Genomic DNA, 23504 nt, shown 5'->3' on the forward strand with positions numbered 1-23504 from the left:
TGTGGGGGTGGCGGGGTCGTGGCGGGATGGCCGTGCTCGCGTAGTGGACACTGCCTCGTTCATCGCGCCGTAAGTGTGTTGCTTGGCACGCTGCGCTCGGTCATCCCGCCACGACCCCTCCGGTTCGTCCAGCGTCTGCGGCTCGGTGCCTCTTGCGGTCGATGGTTCTCGCGGTTCGCTGCCTCTTGCGGTCGATGGCTCTCGCGGTTCGCTGCCTTTTGCGGGTTCCGCCGCCCTGCCGTTTCCCCCGTCCTGTGGGCGTAGGGCATGGCCTGTACCGGCCCGTAGTGGCTGATGTGGGGGTGGGGGGCGGCTCTGAGAGACTTGGGGGCGATGACTGAGACTGCACCGCCGCGCGTCCGCGCCGAGATCGACCTCGCCGCCCTTCGGGCGAACGTACGGACCCTGCGCGCCCACGCCCCCACCGCCGCCTTCATGGCGGTGGTGAAGGCGGACGGCTACGGCCACGGAATGCTGCCGTGCGCCCGCGCCGCCCTGGAAGCAGGCGCCACCTGGGTGGGCACCGCGACCCCGGAAGAGGCCCTCGCGCTCCGCGCGGCCGGCATCGACGCCCCCCTGATGTGCTGGCTCTGGACCCCGGGCGGCCCCTGGCGCGAAGCCGTCGAGGCCGGCCTCGACATCTCGGTCAGCGGCCCCTGGGCCCTGCGCGAGGTCACCGCCGCCGCCCGCGCGGCGACTCGTACCGCCCGCGTCCAGCTCAAGGCCGACACCGGACTCGGCCGCAACGGCTGCATGCCGGACGACTGGCCCGAGCTCGTCGCCAAGGCACTGCGCGCCGAGGCCGACGGCCTGGTCGAGGTCACCGGGCTCTGGTCCCACTTCGCGTGTGCCGACGAGCCGGGACATCCGTCCATCAAGGCCCAGCTCGACGTCTTCCGCGACATGGTGGCGTACGCGGAGGAACAGGGGATCCGGCCCGAGGTGCGGCACATCGCCAACTCCCCGGCCACCCTCACGCTCCCGGAGACCCACTTCGACCTCGTACGGCCCGGCATCGCCATGTACGGCATCTCGCCCAGCCCCGAGATCGGCGCTCCCCAGGACTTCGGTCTGCGGCCCGTCATGACGCTCACCGCCGCCCTGGCCTCGGTCAAGCACGCCCCGGCGCAGCACGGCGTGAGCTACGGGCACCACTACACCACCCCGGGCGCCACCACCCTCGGCCTGGTCCCCGCGGGCTACGGCGACGGCATCCCGCGGCACGCCTCCGGCACCGGGCCCGTGCTCGTCGGGGGCAAGTTGCGTACCGTCGCGGGACGGATCGCGATGGACCAGTTCGTCGTCGACCTCGGCGGCGACGAGCCCGAAGTCGGCTCGGAGGCCGTGCTCTTCGGGCCCGGCGACCAGGGTGAGCCGACGGCGGAGGACTGGGCCCGTGCGGCAGGCACCATCGGGTACGAGATCGTCACACGCATCGGTTCCCGCGTTCCTCGCGTCCATGTGAACAAGGGTCCGAACGGCACCGACGACTGAAGAGGAGCGGTACGTGAGCGAGGGCAGCACGGGGGCGGCCGCCGTGGACGTGGTGACCGAAGTGGCCGTCTCGGCGGGCGCCTCCTGGCGGCGGGCCGGGATCGCCGGTGTCGCGATAGGCGTCATCGCCGCGGGCGCCGCGGCCGGTGTCGCGCTTGAGCGTCTGACGGTCGGGCGCGGCATGCGCAAGAAGGCCCGCCTCGCCCTCGACTCCTCGGGGCCCTACGGCTCCCTGCGCGGCATGCCCGGCAAGGCGTACGCGGACGACGGCACGGAGCTCGCGTACGAAGTCGATGAGGTGGATGAGGCCTATGTGCGGGCGGACACGGACGTGGACGCGGAGGTAGGGGGGCGGGGCTTCTCGGGTGGCGCTCGGGACGGTCGGCGGCTTCGGCTCTTCGGGCGCAAGGTTCCCGCGCCCGTCACCGTCGTCTTCAGCCACGGCTACTGCCTCGGTCAGGACTCCTGGCACTTCCAGCGCGCCGCGCTGCGGGGCGTGGTGCGCTGCGTCTACTGGGACCAGCGCAGCCACGGCCGCTCCGGTCGCGGCGTTGCCCAGGTCCAGGACGGCAGGCCCGTCTCCATCGACCAGCTCGGCAAGGACCTCAAAGCCGTCATCGACGCGGCCGCGCCGGAAGGGCCGCTCGTGCTCGTCGGGCACTCCATGGGCGGCATGACCACCATGGCCCTCGCCGACCAGTTCCCGGACCTGATCCGCGAACGCGTCGCGGGCGTCGTCCTCATCGGTACGTCCTCCGGGCGGCTCGGCGAGGTCAACTTCGGGTTGCCGGTGGCGGGGATGAACGCCGTGCGGCGGGTGCTGCCCGGTGTCCTGAAGGCGCTCGGTTCGCAGGCGGAGCTGGTGGAGAAGGGGCGGCGGGCCACCGCCGACCTGTTCGCGGGCATCATCAAGCGCTACTCGTTCGCCACCAGGGACATCGACCCGGCCGTGGCGCGGTTCGCGGAGCGGCTCATCGAGTCCACCCCGATCGACGTCGTCGCGGAGTTCTACCCGGCCTTCGCCGAGCACGACAAGACGGCGGCCCTGGAGCGCTTCGCCGGGCTGCCCGTGCTCGTCCTCGCGGGCGACAAGGACCTCGTCACCCCCAGTGAGCACAGCGAGGCCATCGCGGACCTGCTGCCCGACGCCGAACTGGTGCTCGTCCCTGACGCTGGGCACCTGGTGATGATGGAGCACCCCGAGGTGGTCGTCGACCGCATCGCCGACCTGCTCGTCAGGGCCAAGGAGCAGGTGCGCGACGCCGCCATGTAGCCCGTCCGGTACAGCCGGGTGCCGTGGCGGGGCGGCCGGAGCACGGCCCACGAGCGGCTAACGTGGCCGTCATGGAAGCACCGCACAGCCCGGCCCCCGCCACCACCCTCAAGATCACTGTCAACTCGCCGGACCAGATGGGCGAGTTGGGCCGCCGTCTGGCCAAGATCCTGCGCCCCGGAGACCTCGTCATGCTCACCGGTGAGCTCGGCGCGGGCAAGACGACGCTGACCCGCGGCCTCGGAGCGGGCCTCGGCGTGCGCGGCGCCGTCACCTCGCCGACGTTCGTCATCGCCCGCGTGCACCCCTCCCTCGGCGACGGTCCGCCGCTGGTCCACGTCGACGCGTACCGCCTGGGCGGCGGCCTCGACGAGATGGAGGACCTGGACCTCGACGTCTCCCTGCCGGAGTCCGTGATCGTCGTGGAGTGGGGCGACGGCAAGGTCGAGGAGCTCTCGGACGACCGGCTGCACATCGTCATCGACCGGGCCGTCGGCGACACCACGGACGAGGTGCGCGAGGTCACGCTGCACGGCATCGGCGGACGCTGGGCCGCGGCGGACCTCACGGTGCTCTCGGCCTGAGTGCTCCGGCGTTCCGGGGTTCCCGGGTTCCCGCATTCCCGGGTTCACGAATTCCCGGGTTCTTGTAGGGTCGCCCTAACTTTCCGACAAGCCGTCGGCAAGATGTTGCGCGGCAAGCGTCGTCCGTGGTCACATGGATACCAGGTCCTGGTTAGGTCTACCTAACCACGTCTGCCCCGAAGCCCCAGGAGGCGTCCATGCCGGCTTCAGAACGCGATGCGCAGCCCAAGGCGCTCCCACGCCCCTCGGTGCCGTCGGCCTGGTCGATGAGCGATCTGCTGGCGTCGTGCGCCGCCGCGAACGCGGTCTCCACGCCCCCGGCCGCGCCCCCGCAGCACCCGACGGCCGTGAACAGGGCGGACGAACGGCGGCGGGACGCGGCCTGAGCCGTCGATCGAGGGGTGCCTCAGAGGTCGATCGAGGGTTGCCTCAGAGGGCGGCGTCTCAGGGGACGACGACGACCTTGACGTCCATCAGCGCGAAGTCCCACATCGCGTTGCCGTCCGCGCGGGACGAGCGGATGCCGCCGGTCTTCTTCGCGGGGTCCGGCTTCTCCGTGGAGCCGTTGAGCGCCGCACTGAACCCGATCGCTATGCCGTTCACGTCCGCGAACCGTACGACGTGCTCGATCTGCGTCCCGTCGGACCCGACGACCTGGCCGGAGCGCGAGGTCACGGTGTACGAACCGGCCGCGGGGTCCACGCTGCTCGGCGTCACCTTGTACGTGCGCTTCACCTTGTCGGAGTCGCCGACGAGCCAGACCCGGTCGCCCGCCAGGGAGTAGACGACCCGCTTCCCGGAGCCCGAGCCGCCGGGCAGCGCGAGCGGGTCGGTCTTGCCCTTCTCCGGGGCCGAGGGGGCCGTGGGGGACTTGTCGGGGCGGGCACCGAGGTCGTCAGGGGCGCTGGCGGAGGCCTGGTAGGCGAGGAATCCGACCACGGCAAGGGCTGCCGCGGTGAGGCCGGCCACGAACCCCGAGCTGCTCCTTGACACCTGCGCCACCTCCCGTGCGTACGGCTACTGGGTGACGGTAGCAGCAGGTGTGCTCATCGCCGGGGCGGCCGTACGCCGGGCGCCGGAGCCGTAGGCTGTTTGTGTGCTCTTGCTCGCTCTGGATACCGCCACCCCCGCCGTGACCGTCGCCCTGCACGACGGCACGACCGTCATCGCCGCATCGAGCCAGGTCGACGCCCGCCGCCACGGTGAGCTGCTGCTCCCCGCCGTGGACCGCGTGCTCGCCGACGCGGGCCTGAGACTCGACGCCGTCACAGCCGTGGTCGCAGGCATCGGACCCGGCCCCTACACGGGCCTGCGCGTCGGCCTGATGACGGCCGACACCTTCGGCCTCGCGCTCGGCGTCCCGGTGTACGGCGTGTGCACCCTCGACGGGCTCGCGTACGCCTCCGGCATCGAGGACGGCCCGTTCGTCGTGGCGACGGACGCCCGCCGCAAGGAGGTCTACTGGGCGCGGTACGAGAACGCGCGCACCCGGACCGGCGGTCCCGCGGTGGACCGCCCCGCGGACATCGCGGCCGAGGTCGCGGGCCTGCCCGCGGTCGGCGCGGGCGCCGCGCTCTACCCGGACACGTTCACCGACGTGCGCGCCCCCGAGCACGTGGCGGCAGCCGCCCTCGCGTCCCTCGCGGCGGAGAAGCTGGCCGCGGGCGGGGAACTCCCCGAACCGCGCCCGCTGTACCTGCGCCGCCCCGACGCGCAGGTCCCCAAGAACTACAAGGTGGTCACCCCCAAGTGACCACGGAGCCGACGGAGCCCGTCGAACCCACCGAGCCCACCGAGCCCACCGAGCCTTCCGGGCCTCACGGGACGATGCACCGGGCCGCCACCGTGGTGCGCGAGATGCGCTGGTGGGACATCGACCCCGTGCTCGCCCTGGAGAAGGAGCTGTTCCCGGACGACGCGTGGTCACGCGGCATGTTCTGGTCGGAACTGGCGCACGCGCGCGGTCCCGGCTCCACGCGCCGCTATCTGGTGGCGTACGAGGGCGAGCGCCTCGTCGGCTACGGCGGCGTCGCGGTCGCGGGCAGCGACTCCGGCGACGGCGCCGCGGTGGCCGCCGACGTGCAGACGATCGCCGTCGCCCGGGACCACTGGGGCACCGGCCTCGGCGCGGCCCTGCTCACGGAGCTGCTGCGGCACGCCAGCGCGTTCGAGGCCACCGAGGTGATGCTCGAGGTGCGCGTGGACAACACCCGGGCGCAGAAGCTGTACGAGCGCTTCGGCTTCGAACCGATCGGCTTCCGGCGCGGCTACTACCAGCCCGGCAACGTGGACGCGCTTGTGATGCGGCTGTCCGACCCCTCCGCCGTCCCGGCCTCCGTGAACGGCACCCCCGAACCCTCGACCGACGGCCAGGCGGCACCTGGCCCGCTGAACGGCGTACAAGGAACCGAGATCCATGGCTGACTCCCGTGACGAGCCCCTCGTCCTCGGCATCGAGACCTCCTGCGACGAGACGGGCGTAGGCGTCGTGCGCGGTACGACCCTGCTTGCGGACGCGGTGGCGTCCAGCGTCGACGAGCACGCGCGCTTCGGCGGCGTCGTCCCCGAGGTGGCGTCCCGCGCGCACCTGGAGGCGATGGTCCCGACCATCCAGCGCGCCCTGAAGGACGCCGGTGTCGCGGCCTCCGACCTGGACGGCATCGCGGTGACGGCGGGCCCCGGCCTCGCGGGCGCGCTGCTCGTCGGGGTCTCGGCGGCGAAGGCGTACGCGTACGCCCTCGGCAAGCCCCTCTACGGAGTGAACCACCTGGCGTCGCACATCTGCGTGGACCAGTTGGAGCACGGCGCGCTCCCGGAGCCGACGATGGCCCTCCTGGTCTCCGGCGGCCACTCCTCCCTGCTCCTGTCCACCGACATCACCTCCGACGTACGACCCCTCGGGGCGACGATCGACGACGCGGCGGGGGAGGCGTTCGACAAGATCGCGCGCGTCCTGAACCTGGGCTTCCCCGGCGGCCCGGTCATCGACCGCTACGCGCGCGAGGGCGACCCCGACGCCATCGCGTTCCCACGGGGCCTGACGGGCCCGCGCGACGCGGCGTACGACTTCTCCTTCTCCGGCCTCAAGACGGCGGTGGCGCGCTGGATCGAGGCGAAGCGGGCAGCGGGCGAGGAGGTTCCGGTACGGGACGTGGCGGCGTCCTTCCAGGAAGCCGTCGTGGACGTGCTGACCCGCAAGGCGGTGCGGGCCTGCAAGGACGAGGGCGTGGACCACCTGATGATCGGTGGCGGGGTGGCGGCGAACACGCGGCTGCGGGCCCTCGCGCAGGAGCGGTGCGAGGCCGCCGGGATCCGGCTCCGTGTGCCGCGGCCCAAGCTCTGTACGGACAACGGGGCGATGGTGGCTGCGCTGGGCGCCGAGATGGTTGCCCGTAACCGGGCGTCCTCCGACCTGGCCCTGTCGGCGGACTCGTCCCTCCCCGTGACGGAGCCCCACGTCCCCGGCGCCCACACTCACGCTCACTCGCACGATCACGTGCACGAGGTCGCGAAGGGCAACCTGTACTCATGAGCGTCGCGCTGATGTGGGAGGCCCGGGCGGAGGCCGGGCGGGGGCCTGAGCTTCTCGACTGGGCGCGGGGGCAGGTGCTCGATCCTGGCCCGGTGCGGCGGGAGACCTTCCGGGCCCCCGCGGACCGGGTGCTCGTGATCACCTGGTGGGACGCCCCGTACGAAGCGAAGCTCCCCGAACTCCCGGACCCCCCGCCCGAGCTGGTGTCCCGCCCGCCGCACCGCTGGCGCTTCGAGCCGGTGGACTGAACCCCCACGTAACGGGAGCCCGGTGCCTGGGTCATGCCCTGCCCCCACAGAGGGGAACAGCCGGGCGGCGGAAGCCGCAAGAGGCACCGGCCCGCAGACGCTGTCGCGACCGGAGGGGTCGTGGCGGTATGACCGAGCGCAGCGTGCCAAGCAACACACTTACGGCGCGGTGAAACCAGGCAGTGTCCACTACGCGAGCACGGCCATACCGCCACGACCCCGCCACCCCCACAACCGGAAAGGCGAAAAAGTCCCGAGAGCATGTCGATAGGGGGGCCTGCCGTTCGACGCAGGGGTGAGAGGCCGGGCGAGACCGCCTGCCCACCGAACGAACGAGAGGCACCACCATGCCGCGCTACCTGGCGATGATCCGCATCGACGAGAACGAGACGCACGGAACCGGCCCGAGCCCCGAACTGCAGCAGCGCATGGGTGAGCTGCTCGAAGGCATGGCCAAGGAGGGCGTACTGCTCGACACGGCAGGCCTGGCACCGACCTCGGAAGGAACCAGGGTCCACTGGCAGGACGGCCACCTGTCCGTCACGGACGGCCCGTTCACGGAGGCCAAGGAGGTCATCGGCGGCTACTCCATCCTCCAGGCCAGGGACAGCGCCGAGGCGGTCGAGTGGACCAAGCGGTTCCTGAAGGTCCACGAGGACTACTGGACGATCACCGTGGAGGTCAGGGAGATCGGCGAGGCAGGCATCCCCGGCGTGGGCCCGGACGCCTGATCCTCTGCGCGGAGATCCTCTGCGCGGAGATCCTTTGCGCAGAGGGGCCAGGGGTGCTCTGATGGATGGCCGTGGACCACGCGTCTGAGCACCCCCGCCACCCCGAGCACAGCGTCGAGCGCACCATCGAGACGGTCTTCCGCATGGAGGCCCCACGAGTGATCGCCGGCGCCGCCCGGATCGTACGGGACGTGGGCATCGCCGAGGAGCTGGCGCAGGACGCGCTGGTGGCGGCCCTGGAGCAGTGGCCCGCTTCGGGCGTCCCCGACAACCCGGGCGCCTGGCTCACGACCGCGGCCAAGCACCGCGCCGTCGACCTGGTACGCAGGCGCGAGCGCTACGCGCGCAAGCTCGCCGAGATGGGCCGCGACCTGGAGACCGCGCCGCCGCACCTGGACGAGATCCCGGAGCTCGTCGAGGACCCGGAGGCCATCGACGACGACCTGCTGCGCCTGGTCTTCACGGCGTGCCACCCGGTCCTTTCGCCGGAGGCCAGGGTCGCCCTCACGCTCCGCCTGCTGGGCGGCCTCACCACGGCGGAGATCGCCCGCGCCGTGCTGGCCCCCGAACCGACGGTCGCCCAGCGCGTGGTCCGCGCCAAGCGCACGCTGGCCGCGAGGAACGTTCCGTTCGAAGTGCCCTACGGCCCGGACCGGGAGGCCCGGCTCGGCTCGGTCCTGGACGTCATCTACCTGATTTTCAACGAGGGGTACGCGGCGACGACGGGCGACGACTACGTGCGTCCCGCCCTGTGCGAGGACGCTCTGCGCCTTGCCAGGCGGCTCGCCGCCCTGATGCCGAAGGAACCCGAAGTGCACGGGCTCGTGGCGCTGTTGGAACTGCAGGCGTCGCGCACCGCCGCGCGGTCGGGGCCCGGTGGGGAGCCCGTACTGCTCAAGGACCAGAGCCGGGGCCGCTGGAACCGGATGCTGATCCGGCGGGGGTTCGCGGCGCTGGAGCGGGCGGAGGGGGTGGCCGACGGGACGGGGCACGGGCCGTACGTACTCCAGGCGGCGATCGCGGCGTGCCATGCGCACGCGGCGTCGTACGAGGAGACGGACTGGGGGCGGATCACCGCGCTGTACGGGCTGTTGGCGGTGCGGGCGCCGTCGCCGGTGGTCGAGTTGAACCGGGCGGTCGCGGTGTCCATGGCGCAGGGGCCCGAGGAGGCGCTGGCGCTCGTGGACGCGTTGGTGGGCGAACCCGCCCTGCGGGGGTATCACTTGCTGCCCAGTGTGCGGGGGGACTTCCTGGCCCGACTGGGCCGCTGTGCGGAGGCCCGCGTGGAGTTCGAGCGGGCGGCGGGGCTCGCCCGCAACGCGCGGGAGCGGGAGCTGTTGTTGCGGAAGTTGAAGGGGGTGCGGGGGTAAGCCCTCGCGGGGGCGCCCGGTCCCGCCCCTTCCCGATCCTGGGGCTCCGCCCCAGACCCCGCTTCTCAAACGCCGGAGGGGCTAAGACCGGTGCGGGTGCCCCACCAGCATGGTGGGTGAGCCCGCGACCCGGGTCAGGAAGACGGTCGCGGCCCCAGGCCCCTGGGGCTTCACTTTGCGGCGGAGTTCCTCGGGCTCGACCGCGGACCCCCGCTTCTTGACGGTGAGGACACCGACTCCCCGCTCCCGCAGCAGAGCCTTCAGTTTCTTGACGTTGAAGGGGAGTTGGTCGGTGATCTCGTACGTGGTGGCGTACGGCGTGGTGACGGCGGTGTCGGAGGTGACGTAGGCGATGGTCTCGTCGATGAGGCCGCCCTCGACGCGGGCGGCGACCTCGGCGACGAGGTGGGCGCGGATGACGGCGCCGTCGGGTTCGTGGAGGAAACGGCCGACGGGCCGGACGCCGGGGTCGGGGAGCATGGTGGCGCGCGGGGAGACCAGTGTGTCCCCGCCGGGGAGGAGGGTGGCCCGGTGCGCGGCGGGGGTGTCGGTGCCGAACCACAGGACGGCTTCCTTGACGTCACCCCCGTCGGAGATCCACTCGGCCTCCGCCTCCTCGGGCACGGCGTCGTGCGGAACGCCGGGTGCGATCTTCAGGGCGGCGCGCGGCGCCTTGCGGGCGGCTTCGACGGCCCAGGACAAGGGCGGCGAGTAGGCCTCGGGGTCGAAGATCCGGCCGCGTCCACCGCGCCGTGCGGGGTCGACGAAGACGGCGTCGTACGGGGAGGTGTCCACGTCGGCCACATCGGCCTCGCGGACCTCGATGAGGTCGGCAAGGCCGAGGGCTTCGGCGTTGGCACGGGCGACGGCGCAGGTCAGCGGGTCGCGGTCGACGGCGAGGACGGAGATGCCGGCGCGGGCGAGGGCGATCGCGTCGCCGCCGATGCCGCAGCAGAGGTCGGCGACGGAACGTACGCCGAGTCCGCCGAGCCCGGCCGGGTCGCGGAAGCGCCGGGCGCGGTGGGTCGCGACGGAGGTGCGCGTGGACTGTTCGACGCCGTGGGGGGTGAAGAACATCCGGGCGGCGTCGGCGGCGCCGAACTTCGCGACCGCCCGCTGCCGGAGGCGCCCCTGCGCGAGCGCGGCGGAGACGAGGTCGGCGGGGTGCTCGCGGCGCAGTTGGGTGGCGACCGCCAGTTCCCGGCTCGGTTCGACGTCCCGTACGGATTCCAGGAGGGCGCGGCCCTCGTCGGTGCGGAGCGCGGCGAAGGAGGCAAGCGGATCGTTCACGCCGCCCATTGTGGGCCAGTCGGAGGAAGGTGCGCGTGCGGCGGCGGTGTCGGTGCCGTACGGGGCGGCTGAACTGCGAGGATCCGGCGCCATGCGACAAGTACGACAAAACGAACAATCAAGGGAAAAGCCCTGGACGGGGGAGCCCCGTCACGGGAAGCCCCGCAGAAAAGGGAAGCCCCGTAGAAAAGGGAAGTCCCGTAAGGGAACGCTCGCCGCAGGAGTCCTGAGCACCACCATCGTCGCCACCACGATCGTCTCCGGCTGTTCCTTCGACGGCGACAACTGGGGCGGCTCCGGCGCACACGGTCAGCAGCCGGAGCTCGGCCCGCCCGCCCGTGCGCTGCGCGAGTACGCCGACGACCTGCGGGCGAGACAGGCCGCGCGCGCCGCCGCCGCGAAGCGCTGGGGGCTGAAGCGCACCCCGCTCGTGGCACCCCCCGCGCCTGCCGTGAAGCCGCGCCTCACCACCCGTAAGGGCTTCGGGGTCAAGGGGCAGGCGAAGTTGCCGCCGGTGTTCACCACGATTCCGACCAAGCACAAGGTCGTCTTCCTGACGGTCGACGACGGCGCCGAGAAGAGTCCGGCGTTCCTGCGGATGATGAGCGACCTGCAGATCCCGTACACCGCGTTCCTCAGCGACTACCTGGTCAGGGAGGACTACGGCTACTTCAAGCAGATGCAGGACCGTGGCGTCGTACTGAACAACCACACGCTCAACCACCGCTATATGCCGGGGCTCTCCTACAAGAAGCAGCGGCGGGAGATCTGCGGGATGCAGGACACCATCGAGAAGCGGTACGGCAAGCGGCCCGAGCTGTTCCGGCCGCCGTACGGGAACTACAACCGCAACACCCTGCGCGCCGCCAAGTCCTGCGGCATCAAGGCGGTGCCGCTGTGGGCCTCCGAGGGCTTCGCCGACCACATGGAGTGGCGGGAGTGGGACAAGGACCTGCACCGGGGCGACATCATCCTCACGCACTTCCGCGGGCGTGAGGACTGGAACGGCACGATGACCGACATGGTCCGCACGGTCCTGAAGAAGGTCACGGCCAAGGGGTACGCGGTCGCGCGGCTGGAGGACTACTTGTGAGCCGCCCGGCGCGCGGCCGGGCGGCGGCGGCTTTCGCGGCGGGGGTACTGGCCCCCGCCATGCTGCTGACCGGTTGCGCGCAGTCGGTCGACCCGATCGAGCGACTCGGCCGGAAAGCGGCCGAAAAGATGCCCTCGAAGAGGGCGGACCCCGGCAGAGACTGCGGGCGGACGGACACGCCCCCGCACACGGGGCGCCCCGGCGCCGCCCCGCCGCCCGCGAAACCCTCCCCCGCGGAGCCGGACACGGAACCCGCGCCCAGGGAACCGGTCACAAAACCGGCCACGGAGTCCGTGCCCACGAAACCCGCCACCGAACCGGCCAAGGATCCAGCCACGCCGCCCGCCACGGAACCTGCGGCCGGGTCCGGACGTTGCCGGGACGCGAGAACGCCACGCCCGGCGAGGAAACCGCCGGACGCGGACCCGAAGCTGCCGGAAACGGACACGAAACCCCTGGACGTGGGCACGAAACCGCCGGACGTGGGCGCCGGACGTGGGCGTGAAACCCCTGGACGCGGCCACGAAACCCCCGGGCCGGGGCGCGGGAGCGCCGGATCCCGACCCGGGAAAACCGGTCCCGGAGACCAGCCACGCTCGCCCGTGAGCCGCGTCCATTGGCACTCCGCTTGACCGAGTGCTAATCGTCGTCCTAGTCTCAGGCCTGGCACTCCCCACTGGAGAGTGCCAACAGCGACGGGCAGGTCCGGCACCCGCGACGACGGATCCACCTGGTCGCCACCTCAGATCAGTTAACCCCGCGAGATCTCCGAAGGGGGAGGTCGGATCGTGACGACCGCCAGCTCCAAGGTTGCCATCAAGCCGCTTGAGGACCGCATTGTGGTCCAGCCGCTCGACGCCGAGCAGACCACGGCCTCTGGCCTGGTCATTCCGGACACCGCGAAGGAGAAGCCCCAGGAGGGCGCTGTCCTTGCCGTGGGCCCGGGCCGTTTCGAGAACGGCGAGCGCCTGCCGCTCGACGTGAAGGTCGGCGACGTCGTGCTCTACAGCAAGTACGGCGGCACCGAGGTGAAGTACAACGGCGACGAGTACCTCGTCCTCTCGGCCCGCGACGTGCTCGCGATCATCGAGAAGTAATTCACCTGCTTCACCAGTTTTGCTTTCGAGCTGCGCCCCTGGTCACCCCGCTGATTGCCGGGCGGCGAGGGGCGTAGCCCGTTGAACCCGAGTATCCGAGAGGGCTGAACCGCTCCCATGGCGAAGATCCTGAAGTTCGACGAGGACGCCCGTCGCGCCCTCGAGCGCGGCGTCAACAAGCTTGCCGACACGGTCAAGGTGACGATCGGTCCCAAGGGCCGCAACGTCGTCATCGACAAGAAGTTCGGCGCTCCCACCATCACCAACGACGGTGTCACCATCGCCCGCGAGGTCGAGGTCGAGGACCCGTACGAGAACCTCGGCGCCCAGCTCGTGAAGGAGGTGGCGACCAAGACCAACGACATCGCTGGTGACGGCACCACCACCGCCACCGTGCTCGCCCAGGCCCTGGTCAAGGAAGGCCTGCGCAACGTCGCCGCCGGCGCCTCCCCGGCCGCCCTGAAGAAGGGCATCGACGCCGCGGTCAAGGCGGTCTCCGAGGACCTCCTCGCCACCGCCCGTCCGATCGACGACAAGTCCGACATCGCCGCCGTGGCCGGGCTCTCCGCCCAGGACCAGCAGGTCGGCGAGCTCATCGCCGAGGCGATGGACAAGGTCGGCAAGGACGGTGTCATCACCGTCGAGGAGTCCAACACCTTCGGCCTGGAGCTGGACTTCACCGAGGGCATGGCCTTCGACAAGGGCTACCTGTCGCCGTACATGGTGTCCGACCAGGAGCGTATGGAGGCCGTCCTCGACGACCCGTACATCCTGATCCACCAGGGCAAGATCTCCTCCATCCAGGACCTGCTGCCGCTCCTGGAGAAGGTCATCCAGGCCGGTTCCTCCAAGCCGCTCCTGATCATCGCCGAGGACGTCGAGGGCGAGGCCCTGTCGACCCTGGTCGTGAACAAGATCCGCGGCACCTTCAACGCCGTCGCGGTGAAGGCCCCCGGCTTCGGCGACCGCCGCAAGGCGATGCTCGGCGACATGGCCTCGCTCACCGGTGCCACCGTCGTCGCCGAGGAGGTCGGCCTCAAGCTCGACCAGGTCGGCCTCGACGTGCTCGGCAGCGCCCGCCGCGTGACGATCACCAAGGACGACACCACCATCGTCGACGGTGGCGGCAACTCCGGCGACGTCGAGGGCCGCGTCGCGCAGATCAAGGCCGAGATCGAGGCCACGGACTCCGACTGGGACCGCGAGAAGCTCCAGGAGCGCCTCGCGAAGCTGGCCGGCGGCGTGTGCGTCATCAAGGTCGGCGCCGCCACCGAGGTGGAGCTGAAGGAGAAGAAGCACCGTCTGGAGGACGCCATCTCCGCGACCCGCGCCGCGGTCGAGGAGGGCATCGTCTCCGGTGGTGGCTCCGCCCTTGTGCACGCCGCGAAGGTGCTCGAGGGCAACCTCGACCTGACCGGCGACGAGGCCACCGGTGTCGCGGTCGTGCGCCGCGCCGTCGTCGAGCCGCTGCGCTGGATCGCCGAGAACGCCGGCCTCGAGGGCTACGTCATCACCACCAAGGTGAGCGAGCTGGACAAGGGCTTCGGCTTCAACGCCGCGACCGGTGAGTACGTCGACCTCGTCAAGGCCGGCGTCATCGACCCGGTCAAGGTGACGCGCTCCGCCCTGGAGAACGCCGCGTCCATCGCCTCGCTGCTGCTCACGACCGAGACGCTGGTCGTCGAGAAGCCGGCTGAGGAAGAGGGCGACGCCGGGCACGGCCACGGCCACGGTCACTCGCACTGACCTGAGCTGTCGGCTGACCTGAGCGGTCGGCTGGCCCGAGCGGTCGGCTGGCCCGAGCTGCCACTAAGGCCCGACTCCCCGTCGCGGGGGGTCGGGCCTTCGCGCTTTCGGCTCTGCGTCTGCCGGGTTGCTTCCGGTCGCCGGGTGCGGACCGTGGTCCGTCCTCGCGCAGTTCCCCGCGCCACTTTAAAGGCGCTCCGGTCGGGCCTTACGAGGACTATCGGGCCTTACGAGGACTACTGAGGTCCGTACTTGCGGCCCGTTCTGGACGTGACGCCGCCGAGGAGCGCTCTCGGTGTCATCTTCACGACGCCCATCAGGGCCTTGTACCGCGGGTCCGGGACCGACAGGGACTTCCCGCGGGCCAGGTCGGCGAGGGCCGTGGCGACCAGTTTGTCGGCGTCGAGCCACATCCAGTTGGGGATGTTGTCGGTGCCCATGCCGGCCCGCTCGTGGAACTCCGTACGGACGAAGCCGGGGCACAGCGCCATCAGCCGCACCCCGGACCCCGCCAGGTCCCGCGCGGCGCCCTGCGTGAACTGCACGACCCACGCCTTGGACGCGCCGTAGGTGCCGCGCGGCACGAACGCGGCGACCGACGCCACGTTCACGACGCCGCCGCGGCCCCGCTCGCGCATGGCGTCCGTCGCCGCCGATGTCAGCCGGAGCACCGCCTCGCAGTGCACCTTCAGCATCGTCAGCTCGTCGGCGAGCGGCACTTCCAGATAGCGGCCCTTGTTGCCGAAGCCGGCGTTGTTGACGAGCAGGTCGACGCCGTCGCGGCGGCGGCCGAGCCGCTCTTCGACGGCACCGATGCCGTCCTCCGTGGCGAGGTCCGCGGTGAGGACCTCCGCCTCGATGCCGTGCCGGTCGTGCAACTCGGTCGCCTGCTCCCGCAGCCGCTTCGTGTCGCGCGCGACCAGGACGAGATTGTGCCCGTCGGCGGCGAGGCGGCGCGCGAAAGCCGCGCCGATGCCCGCGGTCGAACCCGTGATGAGAGCCGTAGTCATGGACCAAGGCTAGTGAGGCCAGGGGCGTGCGTCTGCCACGAGCCCGGCGCGCCCTGGCCCCGCGGGCCGCGCGCCGCGCCGATCCGTCGTCAGTTCCCCTGCGCCTGCCGCTGCTTGACGAACTTGAGCGCCTTCGCCCTGGCGGCGGGGTGCAGCGCGTCCCCGGCGGCGAGCAGTTCCGGCAGCAGCGCGCGCTCCGTCGTCACGGCCCGGAACTGGAGGGCGACGGTGACCTCGTGGTCCGGTCGGTGCACGACCTCGACCGGGTCGCCCGCCTGGATCGTGCCCGGCTCGACGACCCGCAGATAGGCGCCGGGCAGCACGGCCTGGGTGAACCGCCGCACCCAGCCCCGCTCACCCAGGTGCCCCTGGAACGTACGGCACGGGATGCGCGAGGAGGTCACCTCGAGGAGCAGGTCGGGGCCGACCCGCCAGCGCTCGCCTATCAGGGCGCCGTTCACGTCGACGCCGGACGTCGTGAGGTTCTCGCCGAAGCCGCCGTTGCGCAGCGTCCGGCCGAGGCGGCGCTCCCACTCGTCGAGGTCCTCGCGGGCGAAGGCGTACACCGCCTGGTCGTTGCCGCCGTGGTGGCGCAGGTCGCAGACCGTGTCGCCGGCGACGCCGCTGCCCGCGGTGCCCTTCGGGCCGGGGGCGGTCACCCGGACGGGGCCTTCGGCGGGCAGTTTGTCGATTCCGGTGCTGCCTGTGGGGGAGTCGGTGTAGTCGACGGCTCTGGCCCGGCCCGCGTTCACGGAGAGAAGCTTCATCCGGTCAGGCTAAGTGAGCGGCCTCGAAATCCTCTCAAAGTTTCCGCGCGGTATTGGCCGGTGCTCCCAAGAATCCCTTATGCTCGACTCGTGATCGAGGCCCGTCATCTCCGTGTCCTGCGCGCCGTGGCCGCCACCGGCTCCTTCTCGGCGGCGGCCCGCGAGCTCGGCTGCACCCAGCCCGCCGTCAGCCAGCAGATGAAGGCCCTCGAAGGGTCGGTGGGCACGCCGCTGCTCATCCGCACCGGTCGCGAGATGCGGCTCACCCAGGCCGGTGAGTCCCTGGTCCGGCACGCCGCCGGGATCCTCGCGGGGCTCACCGCGGCCGAGGAGGAGGTCGCCGCCATCGCCGGTCTGCGCGCGGGCCGGGTCCGCCTCGTCTCCTTCCCGAGCGGCTCCTCCAGTCTCGTCCCTGGCGCGCTCGCCGCCCTGCGTGCCGCGCATCCCGGCACCCGTGTCTCCCTGGAGGAGGCCGAGCCGCCGCGCTCGGTGGAGATGCTGCGCGAGGGCGACTGCGACGTGGCGCTCGCCTTCCGGTACGCGGGGGCCGCGGGTGCGGAGGAGTGGGACGACCTCGTCGTACGGCCCCTTCTCGACGACCGGCTCGTCGGCCTCGTACCGGAGGAGCACCCGCTGGCGAAGGCCGGGAGCGTCACCATCGGGGAGCTGGCCGACGAGTCCTGGATCGCGGGCTGTCCGCGCTGCCGCCGGCAGTTGGTGGAGGTGTGCGAGGGCGCGGGCTTCGCGCCCCGGATCGACTTCGCCACGGACGACTATCCGGCGGTGGTCGGCCTTGTCGGGGCGGGCCTCGGAGTCGCGGTGCTGCCCGAGCTCGCCATCGAGTCGGTACGGCCCAAGGGCGCCCGTGCGGTCACGGTGGAGCCCCCCGTGCGCCGGGAGATCGTCGCCCTGACGCTGCCGGACCTGGCGCAGGTGCCTGCGGTGGCCGCCACGCTCGACCACCTGGCGCGGGCCGCCGCGCGCTGAGCGGGGCACGGCTGTGCGCCCGGATGTGCGCCGGGCCCTGCTGCCGGGGCCGTGCTGCCGGGCTGTGCTGCTGGGGCCGTCCCGCCGAGGTTGTCCCACCGAGACTGTGCCGCCGAGGCTGTGAAGAAACGTTCCTTCAGGGAGTGCCGCCACTGCCCGCCGTCACCAGACGGTTGCGGGCGCGGCCCATGAGTTCCTCGCGCTCGTCCTCCGTGAGGCCGCCCCACACGCCGTACGGCTCGCGGACCGCGAGTGCGTGCGCGGCGCACTCCGCGCGCACCGGGCATCGCATGCAGACCTCTTTGGCCGAGTTCTCGCGCGCGCTCCGTGCCGCGCCGCGCTCGCCCTCCGGGTGGAAGAAGAGCGAGCTGTCCACTCCGCGACAGGCCGCGAGGAGCTGCCAGTCCCATAGATCTGCGTTCGGTCCGGGAAGGCGGGAGAAATCTGCCATTGCGTGTCTCCTGGTAGCCGTTCTGACGCGGATACGGTGCCCATGACAGTACATCTACTGTCTAAGGAGATGAAAATATGACTCATTACGAATCTAGCCACAGACACCAGCAAAAGGGAAGAAAAGCCGCTAAATGGGGCATAGGCCTCGAAGGGCGTACGTCGCACGCGCTTCGGACGCCGCGCCGCGCGGCCTGTCGGTGACCGGCGGGAAGGCGCTTCGGCACGCGCCGCCTGTGCCGTGTCCGCGCCCTCACGTAGAGTGCCGAAGGTGTCTGAGTGCCCCGTAACTCTTTCGAGTGACCGTCGTTGAGAGTGCGGAAGCGGTTGAAAGAACAAGCGCTCGGGCAGGTGTCCGAGTGCGTCAATCGCACAGGTGACGACTTGTACCAGCCTGGAGGCTCAAGGTGACGCGCATCAGCTGCGGAGGACGGCCATGACATCCGTCCTCGTCTGCGACGACTCCCCGCTCGCCCGAGAGGCGCTGCGCCGCGCGGTCGCGACCGTGCCCGGCGTCGAGCGCGTGACGACAGCGGCCAACGGCGAGGAGGTTCTCCGCCGCTGGGGTGCCGACCGCTCGGATCTGATTCTGATGGACGTACGCATGCCCGGTCTCGGCGGTGTGGAGACCGTGCGGAGACTGCTCTCCGCCGACCCGGGGGCGCGCATCATCATGCTCACGGTCGCCGAGGACCTCGACGGCGTCGCGCTCGCCGTCGCCGCGGGCGCCCGCGGATATCTGCACAAGGACGCCTCGCGCGCCGAGCTGCGCGCGACCGTCACGCAGGCGCTCGCCGATCCGACCTGGCGGCTCGCCCCGCGCCGGCTCCGCTCGGCCGAGATGGGCGCGGCCCCGACGCTCACCGCGCGTGAGATCCAAGTACTCGAAGGGATGAGCCACGGCCGGTCGAACGCCGAGATCGGCCGCGAGCTCTTCCTCTCCGAGGACACGGTGAAGACGCACGCCAGGCGCCTGTTCAAGAAGCTCGGCGCCTCGGACCGCGCGCACGCGGTGGCACTCGGCTTCCGCTGGGGTCTGGTTCGCTGAGCGGGCCCCGGCGGGGGCACGGTGTCTCCCGCCCGCCCTGCGGCGGGCGGGGCCATGGAGGCCCGTCGGAGTCCTCTTGAGGAACGGCTTGTGGCGCTTCGCCGCCGATGCCGCATCCTTGAGGTGTGGAGTTCCTTGGGGACGAGTCGGCCGAGCGGGAGGGGAGGGTGCGGGAGATGAGTTCCGGCGCACCCGCTCATAACGCTTCAGTGCACAACTACGGACGCGGTGCCACGGATCAGTCGGCGCCGAGGCACCATGGACCGATGCGCGATGACAAGACGACGGTGATCGGTGCCCTCGTCCTACGCGCCGTGGAGGGGGACGAGCAGGCCACACACGACCTGCTTGCCCACGTCCACCCGCTCGCGCTGCGGTACTGCCGCACCCGCCTGTCCCGACTTCCCGGTGACGCACGGCACTTCGTCGAGGACCTCGCGCAGGAAGTCTGTGTCGCGGTGCTGCTCGCGCTGCCGCGCTATCGGGACACCGGGCGGCCCTTCGAAGCCTTCGTCTTCGCGATCGCCGCGCACAAGGTCGCCGATCTGCAGCGGGCGGCGATGCGGCATCCCGGGTCCACCGCTGTGCCCTCGGATGAGATGCCCGAGCGGCCTGATGACTCGCTCGGGCCCGAGGAGCGGGCGCTGCTCAGCAGTGATGCCGAGTGGGCCAAGAAGCTGCTCGCTAATCTGCCGGAGAATCAGCGGGAGCTGCTTCTGTTGCGGGTCGCCGTTGGGCTCACGGCCGAGGAGACCGGGCAGATGCTCGGTATGTCGCCCGGGGCGGTGCGGGTTGCTCAGCACCGCGCCCTGAGCCGCCTGCGCGCGCTGGCCGGGCAGTAGCTTTTCTCCCCCGCCCACCCGCCCTTTCCACCACGCTGTCCTCAATCGCAGGACGGGCTCTATCTCGCGCCGTGGGCGGTTGGGGAGGAGCGGCTGGTGGGTGGATTGTCGCGCTGGCGCGCTCGTCCTCAATCGCAGGACGGGCTTTATCTCGTGCCGTGGGTGGCTGGGGAGGTGCCGCTCGTGGGGTGGATTGTCGCGCTGGCGCGCTCGTCCTCAATCGCCGGACGGGCTTTATCTCGTGCCGTGGGTGGCTGGGGAGGTGCGGCTCGTGGGGTGGATTGTCGCGCTGGCGCGCTCGTCCTTAATCGCCGGACGGGCTTGATCTCGTGCCGTGGGTGGTTGGGGAGGTGCCGCTCGTGGGGTGGGTGTCGCGCTGGCGCGCTCGTCCTCAAACGCCGGACGGGCTTTATCTGTGCTGCGGTGAACGCACCTCGTTCGTAGTGGGGGCTTGGAGACATTCGCCACTCCGGGGAGGGAAACGCCGTCCGGCGGGTTCTTCTCCGCCGCAGCGGTGATCAGCCGCTGCGGCGCACTTCGGCGGTGCCGAGCCCGGCCAAGGCCCGTGCCCGGCGGAGCCGGGGTAGTCCTTGTCCGCCGCAGCGGCGATCAGCCGCTACGACGCATTCCGGCGGTGCCGGGCCAGGCCATGGTCCGTGCCTGGTGGCGGAGCCGGGAGAAGATTTTGTCCGCCGCAGCGGTGATCAGCTACGGCGCACTCCGGCGGTGCCGAGCCCGGCGGAGGTCCGCGCCCGGCGGAGCCGGGGGGGCCTTCCGTGGCCGCCGCGGCGGTCCGCCAGGTCTGCGCCGCAGCGTAGCTGTAGAAACCTACGAACCCGCGGCCCCACGGGCACCGTGGAATGAGAGAGCCATGCTTCCCGTTAGCATGGACATCCGCACCGAGCAAGGCCATTTGGGGAAGGTGTCATGACTGCAAACGTCGACGGAGTGCCCGAGAAATTCGCGACACTCGGGCTGACCTACGACGACGTGCTGCTGCTGCCCGGCGCGTCCGACATGGCGCCGGGTGACATCGACACCGCCTCGTACATCTCGAAGAACGTCCGGGTGAACGTCCCGCTGCTCTCGGCGGCGATGGACAAGGTCACCGAGTCCCGGATGGCGATCGCCATGGCCCGCCAGGGCGGCGTCGGCGTGCTGCACCGGAACCTGTCGATCGCCGACCAGGCCAACCAGGTCGACCTGGTGAAGCGGTCGGAGTCCGGCATGGTCACGGACCCGATCACCGTGCACCCGGACGCCACGCTCGCCGAGGCGGACGCGATCTGCGCCAAGTTCCGCATCAGCGGCGTCCCGGTGACCGACGCCGCGGGCAAGCTGCTCGGCATCGTCACCAACCGCGACATGGCCTTCGAGGCGGACCGCTCGCGCCAGGTCCGCGAGGTCATGACGCCGATGCCGCTCGTCACCGGCAAGGTCGGCATCAGCGGTGTCGACGCCATGGAACTGCTGCGCCGGCACAAGATCGAGAAGCTGCCGCTCGTCGACGACGCCGGTGTCCTGAAGGGCCTCATCACGGTCAAGGACTTCGTGAAGGCGGAGAAGTACCCGAACGCCGCTAAGGACGCCGAGGGCCGCCTCCTCGTAGGTGCCGCCGTCGGCGTCGCCGGGGACGCCTTCGAGCGCGCGCAGGCGCTGATCGAGGCGGGCGTCGACTTCATCGTCGTCGACACCGCGCACGGCCACTCCCGGCTCGTCGGCGACATGGTCGCCAAGATCAAGTCGAACTCCGGCGGCGTGGACGTCATCGGCGGCAACATCGCCACGCGCGACGGCGCCAAGGCGCTGATCGACGCCGGTGTCGACGGCATCAAGGTGGGCGTCGGACCGGGCTCCATCTGCACCACCCGCGTGGTCGCCGGTATCGGCGTACCGCAGGTAACGGCTATCTACGAAGCGTCGCTCGCCGCCAAGGCGGCCGGTGTCCCGGTGATCGGCGACGGTGGACTGCAGTACTCCGGAGACATCGCCAAGGCGCTCGTCGCCGGTGCGGACACGGTCATGCTGGGCTCGCTGCTCGCGGGCTGCGAGGAGTCCCCCGGCGAGCTGCTCTTCATCAACGGCAAGCAGTTCAAGTCCTACCGGGGCATGGGCTCGCTGGGTGCCATGCAGTCGCGCGGCGAGACGAAGTCGTTCTCCAAGGACCGCTACTTCCAAGAGGGCGTCGCCTCCGACGAGAAGCTGGTGCCCGAGGGCATCGAGGGCCAGGTGCCGTACCGCGGTCCGCTGTCGGCGGTCGTGCACCAGTTGGTGGGCGGTCTGCGCCAGTCGATGTTCTACGTGGGCGGGAGCACGGTGCCCGAGCTCCAGGAGCGCGGCCGGTTCGTACGGATCACCTCGGCGGGCCTCAAGGAGAGCCACCCGCACGACATCCAGATGACGGTCGAGGCGCCGAACTACGCGAACAAGCGCGGCTGACGAAGCCGGACGGGGACCGGCCGGTGCCGGTCCCGCCGCATGCCCAGCCGCTGCCGCAACCGCGGTTGCGGGCCCGCGACGGTGCGACGCACGCGCGCGTGGGGGCGGCCCGGGTATTCCCGGGGCCGCCCCCTTCCCGTGTGTCGGTGATACTGGACGGGCAGACCGAGTACCGGACGGCGGGCCGACGCAGTGCCCGACGACGGGGCGAGTGAGTGCCCGAGACGGGCCGAGTGAGTGCGGAAGAAAGCGATGGGCCACACACGTGACTGAGATCGAGATCGGGCGCGGCAAGCGCGGCCGCCGGGCGTACGCCTTCGACGACATCGCCGTCGTACCGAGTCGGCGCACCCGGGACCCCAAGGAGGTCTCGATCGCCTGGCAGATCGACGCCTACCGCTTCGAGCTGCCCTTCCTCGCCGCCCCCATGGACTCGGTGGTCTCGCCCGCGACGGCCATCCGCATCGGTGAGCTCGGCGGCCTCGGCGTGCTGAACCTCGAAGGCCTGTGGACGCGCCACGACGACCCGCGGCCGCTGCTCGACGAGATCGCCGCACTGCCCACCGAGGCGGCGACGCGACGCCTCCAGGAGATCTACTCCGCGCCCATCCGCGAGGAGCTCATCGGCCAGCGCATCAAGGAGGTGCGCGACTCCGGCGTCGTCACCGCCGCCGCCCTGTCGCCGCAGCGCACCGCGGAGTTCTCCAAGGCCGTCGTGGACGCGGGCGTGGACATCTTCGTGATCCGCGGTACGACGGTGTCGGCCGAGCACGTCTCCGGTGCCGCCGAGCCGCTGAACCTGAAGCAGTTCATCTACGAACTCGACGTCCCGGTGATCGTCGGCGGCTGCGCCACGTACACGGCCGCGCTGCACCTGATGCGCACCGGCGCGGCCGGTGTCCTCGTCGGCTTCGGCGGTGGCGCCGCGCACACCACGCGCAACGTCCTCGGCATCCAGGTGCCGATGGCGACGGCCGTGGCCGACGTGGCCGCCGCCCGCCGCGACTACATGGACGAGTCCGGCGGCCGCTACGTCCACGTCATCGCCGACGGCGGCGTGGGCTGGTCCGGCGACCTGCCCAAGGCCGTGGCCTGCGGTGCGGACGCCGTGATGATGGGCTCCCCGCTCGCCCGCGCCACCGACGCGCCCGGCCAGGGCCACCACTGGGGCATGGAGGCCGTCCACGAGGACGTGCCGCGCGGCATGAAGGTCGACCTCGGCACGGTCGGCACCACCGAGGAGATCCTCACCGGACCCTCACACATCCCCGACGGTTCCATGAACTTCTTCGGGGCGCTGCGCCGGGCCATGGCCACGACGGGCTACAGCGAGCTCAAGGAGTTCCAGCGGGTCGAGGTCACGGTCGCGGACTCGGAGCACAGCCGCTGATCCCTTCGGGGCGCTGAACAGCGAGGAGCCCGGGCCGCCTTGTCAGGCGGCCCGGGCTCCCGTGCGTTCCGGTGACGTGTGTTCCGGTGACGTGCGTTCCGGCGGGTGCCGGT

Annotated in this window: 24 protein-coding genes; 19 read left to right on the forward strand and 5 right to left on the reverse strand. The window is 71.4% G+C overall.

Annotated features, from left to right (window positions below; all coding sequences use genetic code 11):
• The first annotated feature begins 333 nt into the window (after nt 1-333).
• The 4 genes from alr (at nt 334) to IG78_RS0112335 (ending at nt 3737) form a co-directional block, all read left to right on the forward strand.
• Nucleotides 334-1494, forward strand: coding sequence for an alanine racemase (gene alr, locus IG78_RS0112320; protein WP_030562158.1), 1161 nt, complete (start codon nt 334-336; stop codon nt 1492-1494).
• 13 nt (nt 1495-1507) lie between these two features.
• Entirely contained in the window at nt 1508-2767 is a 1260-nt protein-coding gene (locus IG78_RS0112325) for an alpha/beta fold hydrolase (protein ID WP_030562160.1), read from the forward strand.
• A gap of 71 nt (nt 2768-2838) precedes the next feature.
• Complete coding sequence (gene tsaE / locus IG78_RS0112330; protein WP_030562162.1) at nt 2839-3351, forward strand: tRNA (adenosine(37)-N6)-threonylcarbamoyltransferase complex ATPase subunit type 1 TsaE; 513 nt, start codon at nt 2839-2841, stop codon at nt 3349-3351.
• 197 nt (nt 3352-3548) lie between these two features.
• Nucleotides 3549-3737, forward strand: coding sequence for a hypothetical protein (locus tag IG78_RS0112335; RefSeq protein WP_030562164.1), 189 nt, complete (start codon nt 3549-3551; stop codon nt 3735-3737).
• Nucleotides 3738-3795: 58 nt separating this feature from the next.
• Here the strand turns inward: IG78_RS0112335 and IG78_RS0112340 are convergent, their stop codons facing one another.
• Entirely contained in the window at nt 3796-4344 is a 549-nt protein-coding gene (locus tag IG78_RS0112340; RefSeq protein WP_078965524.1) for a hypothetical protein, read from the reverse strand.
• Here IG78_RS0112340 and IG78_RS52145 point away from each other — a divergent pair.
• From IG78_RS52145 to IG78_RS0112370, 7 genes are all read left to right on the forward strand, one after another.
• On the forward strand, nt 4307-4438 hold the full coding sequence (locus IG78_RS52145) for a hypothetical protein (protein ID WP_263972734.1): 132 nt from the start codon (nt 4307-4309) through the stop codon (nt 4436-4438). The genes IG78_RS0112340 and IG78_RS52145 overlap by 38 nt on opposite strands.
• Nucleotides 4439-4447: 9 nt before the next feature.
• Entirely contained in the window at nt 4448-5104 is a 657-nt protein-coding gene (tsaB, locus tag IG78_RS0112345; RefSeq protein WP_030562168.1) for a tRNA (adenosine(37)-N6)-threonylcarbamoyltransferase complex dimerization subunit type 1 TsaB, read from the forward strand.
• A gap of 74 nt (nt 5105-5178) precedes the next feature.
• Nucleotides 5179-5775 carry a ribosomal protein S18-alanine N-acetyltransferase gene (gene rimI / locus IG78_RS0112350; protein WP_037686242.1) on the forward strand — a complete coding sequence of 199 codons (597 nt, stop codon included), beginning with the start codon at nt 5179-5181 and terminating at the stop codon, nt 5773-5775.
• Nucleotides 5768-6883, forward strand: coding sequence for a tRNA (adenosine(37)-N6)-threonylcarbamoyltransferase complex transferase subunit TsaD (gene tsaD, locus IG78_RS0112355; protein WP_030562173.1), 1116 nt, complete (start codon nt 5768-5770; stop codon nt 6881-6883). Before rimI ends, tsaD begins: the two co-directional genes overlap by 8 nt.
• Nucleotides 6880-7131, forward strand: coding sequence for a hypothetical protein (locus IG78_RS0112360; protein ID WP_030562175.1), 252 nt, complete (start codon nt 6880-6882; stop codon nt 7129-7131). The genes tsaD and IG78_RS0112360 overlap by 4 nt, the downstream gene beginning before the upstream one ends.
• Nucleotides 7132-7478: 347 nt before the next feature.
• On the forward strand, nt 7479-7862 hold the full coding sequence (locus tag IG78_RS0112365; RefSeq protein ID WP_030562177.1) for a YciI family protein: 384 nt from the start codon (nt 7479-7481) through the stop codon (nt 7860-7862).
• 65 nt (nt 7863-7927) lie between these two features.
• Nucleotides 7928-9232, forward strand: a complete 1305-nt coding sequence (locus IG78_RS0112370; protein WP_030562179.1) for an RNA polymerase sigma factor — start codon at nt 7928-7930, stop codon at nt 9230-9232.
• Between the two features lie 81 nt (nt 9233-9313).
• On the opposite strand, the gene IG78_RS0112375 is transcribed toward IG78_RS0112370, so the two are convergent.
• Entirely contained in the window at nt 9314-10531 is a 1218-nt protein-coding gene (locus IG78_RS0112375; protein ID WP_030562181.1) for a class I SAM-dependent methyltransferase, read from the reverse strand.
• Nucleotides 10532-10613: 82 nt separating this feature from the next.
• On the opposite strand from IG78_RS0112375, the gene IG78_RS0112380 reads away from it, so the two are divergent.
• The 3 genes from IG78_RS0112380 (at nt 10614) to groL (ending at nt 14458) form a co-directional block, all read left to right on the forward strand.
• Nucleotides 10614-11615, forward strand: coding sequence for a polysaccharide deacetylase family protein (locus IG78_RS0112380; RefSeq protein WP_078965520.1), 1002 nt, complete (start codon nt 10614-10616; stop codon nt 11613-11615).
• 788 nt (nt 11616-12403) lie between these two features.
• Nucleotides 12404-12712 (forward strand): co-chaperone GroES, encoded by a 309-nt coding sequence (gene groES, locus IG78_RS0112385; RefSeq protein WP_004955293.1) that lies wholly within the window; start codon nt 12404-12406, stop codon nt 12710-12712.
• Between the two features lie 117 nt (nt 12713-12829).
• On the forward strand, nt 12830-14458 hold the full coding sequence (gene groL, locus IG78_RS0112390) for a chaperonin GroEL (protein WP_030562186.1): 1629 nt from the start codon (nt 12830-12832) through the stop codon (nt 14456-14458).
• A gap of 236 nt (nt 14459-14694) precedes the next feature.
• Here the strand turns inward: groL and IG78_RS0112395 are convergent, their stop codons facing one another.
• Nucleotides 14695-15468 carry an SDR family NAD(P)-dependent oxidoreductase gene (locus IG78_RS0112395; RefSeq protein ID WP_030562189.1) on the reverse strand — a complete coding sequence of 258 codons (774 nt, stop codon included), beginning with the start codon at nt 15466-15468 and terminating at the stop codon, nt 14695-14697.
• 89 nt (nt 15469-15557) lie between these two features.
• Nucleotides 15558-16235, reverse strand: a complete 678-nt coding sequence (locus IG78_RS0112400; protein ID WP_030562191.1) for an MOSC domain-containing protein — start codon at nt 16233-16235, stop codon at nt 15558-15560.
• Nucleotides 16236-16325: 90 nt separating this feature from the next.
• Here IG78_RS0112400 and IG78_RS0112405 point away from each other — a divergent pair, with 90 nt between their 5' ends.
• Nucleotides 16326-17222, forward strand: a complete 897-nt coding sequence (locus IG78_RS0112405) for a LysR family transcriptional regulator (protein WP_030562193.1) — start codon at nt 16326-16328, stop codon at nt 17220-17222.
• A 136-nt stretch (nt 17223-17358) separates the two neighbouring features.
• Here the strand turns inward: IG78_RS0112405 and IG78_RS0112410 are convergent, their stop codons facing one another.
• Nucleotides 17359-17673 (reverse strand): WhiB family transcriptional regulator, encoded by a 315-nt coding sequence (locus IG78_RS0112410; RefSeq protein WP_030562194.1) that lies wholly within the window; start codon nt 17671-17673, stop codon nt 17359-17361.
• Between the two features lie 435 nt (nt 17674-18108).
• Here IG78_RS0112410 and IG78_RS0112415 point away from each other — a divergent pair, with 435 nt between their 5' ends.
• The 4 genes from IG78_RS0112415 (at nt 18109) to IG78_RS0112430 (ending at nt 23391) form a co-directional block, all read left to right on the forward strand.
• Complete coding sequence (locus tag IG78_RS0112415; protein ID WP_003948568.1) at nt 18109-18720, forward strand: response regulator transcription factor; 612 nt, start codon at nt 18109-18111, stop codon at nt 18718-18720.
• A 266-nt stretch (nt 18721-18986) separates the two neighbouring features.
• Complete coding sequence (locus IG78_RS0112420; RefSeq protein WP_030562196.1) at nt 18987-19562, forward strand: sigma-70 family RNA polymerase sigma factor; 576 nt, start codon at nt 18987-18989, stop codon at nt 19560-19562.
• 927 nt (nt 19563-20489) lie between these two features.
• Nucleotides 20490-22001, forward strand: a complete 1512-nt coding sequence (guaB, locus tag IG78_RS0112425; RefSeq protein WP_030562198.1) for an IMP dehydrogenase — start codon at nt 20490-20492, stop codon at nt 21999-22001.
• Between the two features lie 265 nt (nt 22002-22266).
• Nucleotides 22267-23391 carry a GuaB3 family IMP dehydrogenase-related protein gene (locus IG78_RS0112430; RefSeq protein WP_030562200.1) on the forward strand — a complete coding sequence of 375 codons (1125 nt, stop codon included), beginning with the start codon at nt 22267-22269 and terminating at the stop codon, nt 23389-23391.
• Nucleotides 23392-23504 lie beyond the last annotated feature (113 nt).

The organism is Streptomyces aureocirculatus (genome assembly GCF_000720475.1).
Classification (GTDB): domain Bacteria; phylum Actinomycetota; class Actinomycetes; order Streptomycetales; family Streptomycetaceae; genus Streptomyces; species Streptomyces aureocirculatus.